Source organism: Pseudomonas fluorescens, from assembly GCF_000968015.1.
GTDB classification, from domain to species: Bacteria; Pseudomonadota; Gammaproteobacteria; order Pseudomonadales; family Pseudomonadaceae; genus Aquipseudomonas; species Aquipseudomonas fluorescens_W.
On sequence record NZ_LACH01000014.1, the window covers coordinates 241,114 to 244,992 of the forward strand.

3 protein-coding genes are annotated in these 3,879 nt (G+C 56.4%); all 3 read right to left on the reverse strand.

What is annotated here, in order from left to right:
- Window positions 1–156: 156 nt before the first annotated feature.
- The 3 genes from VD17_RS08675 to VD17_RS08685 are packed head-to-tail and all read right to left on the reverse strand — an operon-like array spanning window position 157 to window position 3,722.
- Window positions 157–2,460 carry a PqiB family protein gene (locus VD17_RS08675; RefSeq protein WP_046053478.1) on the reverse strand — a complete coding sequence of 768 codons (2,304 nt, stop codon included), beginning with the start codon at window positions 2,458–2,460 and terminating at the stop codon, window positions 157–159.
- On the reverse strand, window positions 2,453–3,076 hold the full coding sequence (locus VD17_RS08680) for a paraquat-inducible protein A (RefSeq protein WP_046053479.1): 624 nt from the start codon (window positions 3,074–3,076) through the stop codon (window positions 2,453–2,455). Before VD17_RS08680 ends, VD17_RS08675 begins: the two co-directional genes overlap by 8 nt.
- Window positions 3,063–3,722, reverse strand: a complete 660-nt coding sequence (locus VD17_RS08685) for a paraquat-inducible protein A (RefSeq protein WP_046053480.1) — start codon at window positions 3,720–3,722, stop codon at window positions 3,063–3,065. The genes VD17_RS08680 and VD17_RS08685 overlap by 14 nt, the downstream gene beginning before the upstream one ends.
- Window positions 3,723–3,879 lie beyond the last annotated feature (157 nt).

Consider the following 3,879-nt stretch of genomic DNA (forward strand, 5'->3'; position numbering starts at 1 on the left):
GGATCGCGGCCTTTTTTATTGAAGTCTTTTCAGTGGCTTTGAGGGCCTCATCGCGAGCAAGCTCGCTCCCACAGGTGACCGCGTTCTTTCATGAGAATGCGATCAAAATGTGGGAGCGAGCTTGCTCGCGATGGCGGCAGCGCAGACGCCGATAGATTACTTGCCGATTGAAATCTTCGGCGCCCAGGTCAGCCATTCGTCTTCGAACTTATCGAACAGCGGGAACGTTTGCTCAGCGAGCGCCGGGCTGCCCATGCGATCGCCGTCCGGCGTGGCGAAAGCGATGCCGCCCTGAATCAGCGTCTCCAGCGATTCGGTACGCATCGTCGCACCTTTGAACAAGCCGTAATCAAATCCAAAACCACTGGAGTTCCAGAAACGCGTGCCGCTGCGTACCAACGGCGCGTACTTGGGCTCAATCAGGATGTGCACCAACACACGATCCGCCGTCTGGCCGAGTTCATAGCCTGTCACCTTGCCCACGGTGATTTCGCGATAAGTGACCGGCACACCGGTTTTCAGCGACCCACGGCGGGCAGCGCTCAGCACCAGACTCAAACCGGCTTCCTGTTTAGCGGATTCCGGCGGATTGGCCAGGGCCACGAAGTTTTTCTGCGGGCCGAGGTTTTTCGCGGCCGGTTGCACTTCGATGTATTGGCCAGTGACCAGCGTTTCGAGGTTGGATGTCTTGATCAGACCCAGTTCAGGTTTGACCACCCAGAACTGACTGCCGACCCGAGCGATACGCTCCGGTACTTCGGTGATTCGTGCGGTCAGCATCACAGATTGCAGGTCATCCGTGAGGTCGACATCTTCAATTTTGCCGACATCCAGGCCTTTGAATCGAATCGGTGTGCCGCTACGCAAACCATCGGCGCGATCAACCCTGATCGTTACCACCGCGCCTTTTTGCGTCGCCTCATCATGACTGGTGAATAAACGGAAACGCGGAATCCGCTTCTGCAACGGTGCCTTGGCTTCCGGGGTTTCGAAGGCAATGCCGCCGGCCATCAGGCTTTGCAGCGACTCACTTTTGACCTGGATTCCACCGGTCAACCCACCGGTCAGCGTGATGCCGCTGGCATTCCAGAACCGTGTCGAGGCGTTGACGAGACCTTCGTATTCCTTCTCGATGTGTACACCAATCACCAACTGCTTTTTAGTGCGTGAGAACTGATAGCTCTGGACCGAACCAACCTTGACCTGCTTGTAGAGAATCGGGCTGCCGACCTCCAGTGAACCGAGGTTTTCGGTGAACAGCACCAGGTGCAATCCTGGTGCACGCAAGTCGAGCGGCGGTGCCTTCGGCCGTGCCACAAACTCGCGCTGCGGTGCGGCGCCTTTGTCTCCCGGACGCACGGCGATGTAGTTACCTTTGACCAACGCTTCGAGACCGGTAATACCGGCAAGCGAGATCGACGGTTTGACCACCCAGAACTGGGTGCCTTCAACCAGGTAATCTTCAGCCAGAGGATCGAGGGTCAATTCGGCGGTGGCACTGGATAGATCTGGATCGATCTTGAGCGCTTTCAGATTGCCTACCTGGATGCCTTTGTACATAACCGGGGTGCGACCCGCCTGCATTCCTTCGAAGTCGCTGAGTTTGACCTTGACCCGAATACCGGCGGCGGCCGCATCGAAATCTTCGTAGAGACGGAACGGCAGACTCGGATCGGTGGGCGGGCTGTCCTTACGGTTTTCCGGCGTGGCAAACGCGATACCGCCAGCGACGATGCTGGCCAGGGACTCACTACGCACTTTCACACCAGACAGGTTGGCGTCGATGCTGATGCCGCTGGCGTTCCAGAAGCGCGTGTGTTTGCGCACCAGTTTGGCGTACGTGGGTTCGATGAAAACTTTGAGTTCGACGGTGCTTTGGTCTTCGGACAGCAGATAGCTTTTGATCTGGCCGACCTTGATCTGCTTATAGAACACCGGGCTACCGCGATTGAGTGAACCGAGACGATCAGCCTTGATGGTCAGGTGTAGACCGGGCTTGGCGTCCGACAGCGGCGGCTCTTCGGCCAAGGCTTTGAACTTGCGCGTCGGCTCACCTTCGCCCGGGCTTATCGCCACGTAGTTACCCGAGACCAGTGTCTCCAGGCCAGTGATGCCGGCCAACGTCACGCTCGGCTTGATCAGCCAGAAACGGGTGCTGGTCCGCAGGTATGGCTCCACGTCCTTGTTCATTTCGACGGTAGCAATCACGCCTTTGGAGTTGCCTTCGTCATCGAGTTTGAGGGCCTTCACCTTACCCACCGACATCCCTTTGTAGACGACTTCGGTCTTGTTGGCCTGAATGCCTTCACCACTTTCGAAACGCACCTGAATCTCGATGCCGGTCTCGTTGTAGGCACGCCAGCCAAGCCAGCCGCCGATGATCAGGGCAATCAGGGGCAACACCCAAATAGCTGACCAGTTCGAGGCCGGTCGGGTTTTTGCGGTAGGCAAATCAGTCATGGTCGTCGTCCGACTCCGTGTTATCCCAAATCAGTCGGGGATCGAAAGTTACTGCGGCAAGCATCGTCAGAATCACCACACTGGCGAAAGCGATGGCGCCAAGATTGGCTTCGACGCTGGCAAGCCGTCCGAAATTCACAACCGCCACCAGGATGGCAATCACAAAAATATCGAGCATCGACCAGCGGCCAATGAACTCAATAAAGCGGTACATCCAAATGCGCTGGCGAGCCGAGAGTGGCTGGCGGCGCTGCACGGAAAACAGCAGCAGTGCGATGCCCACCAATTTGAACGTTGGTACCAAGATACTGGCGATAAAAACCACGGCAGCGATTGGAATCATGCCGTGTTGAACCAGTTGGATTACACCGGACATGATAGTGCTGGGATCGCCCTGCCCCAGCGAACTGACGGTCATGATCGGCAGCACGTTGGCAGGGATGTAGAGAACCGCCGCGGTAATCAGCAACGCCCAGGTACGCATCACGCTGTTCGGGCGACGGGCGTGAACCAACGCACCGCAACGGGTGCAGACCTGCTCGTCGGTGTCGGCTTCCTGCTTGTTCAATTCATGGCATTCGGCACAAATCAGAATGCCTGCATCAATCGCCCGCATGGGCATCCTCTCCTGATAAAGCCTGCCAGATCTGATGGGGCGACATCACAACCTCCAACCAGACCTGAACCAACAACAAACCGATAAAGCACGCCAGGCCAAGCCCGACGGTAATTGCTGCCATATCTGCCAGTTTGACGATCGCCACCAGTACGCCCATGAGGTAGACCTCGAGCATCCCCCAATCGCGTAAATGGTGATAAATGCGGTAGAGCAACAGGCCGTAACTGCGTCCGATATCAAAACGAATACTCAGCAGTACAACCAGTTGGCAAAGCAACTTGATCAGCGGGATTCCCATGCTGCAGAGAAACACCACGACTGCAACGCCCTGCATTCCAGTATCGAACAGGCCAACAACACCAGTCCAGACAGTGTCGTGCGATGACTGCCCGAGTAGATGGAGCTGCATGATGGGTAAAAAGTTCGCCGGGACATACAACAACAGAGCGGCGAGAACCAACGCGAGACTGCGCTGTACGACGTTATGTCGATGGGCGTAGAGCTCGTAACCGCAGCGCGGACAGAGCGCTTTCTCGCCATGGGCGAGTTCGGGCTTGCGCATCAGCAAGTCGCACTCATGACACGCAACCAAGTCGTCCAGCGGTAATTCTGACAGCCCTGGGGCGTCAACCGGATCTGGCATAAAGGCTCTGGCTCCGAAAAAGTTGGACCTATTCTAGTGTCATGGATCGAAAATAACTGTGCAAATTTGTGCTTTAACTGAAAGCCACTTTCCTGCGGACAAAACAAAACCCCTACCTGCATACGCAGATAGGGGGTTCGGAATTTAATCTTGACGA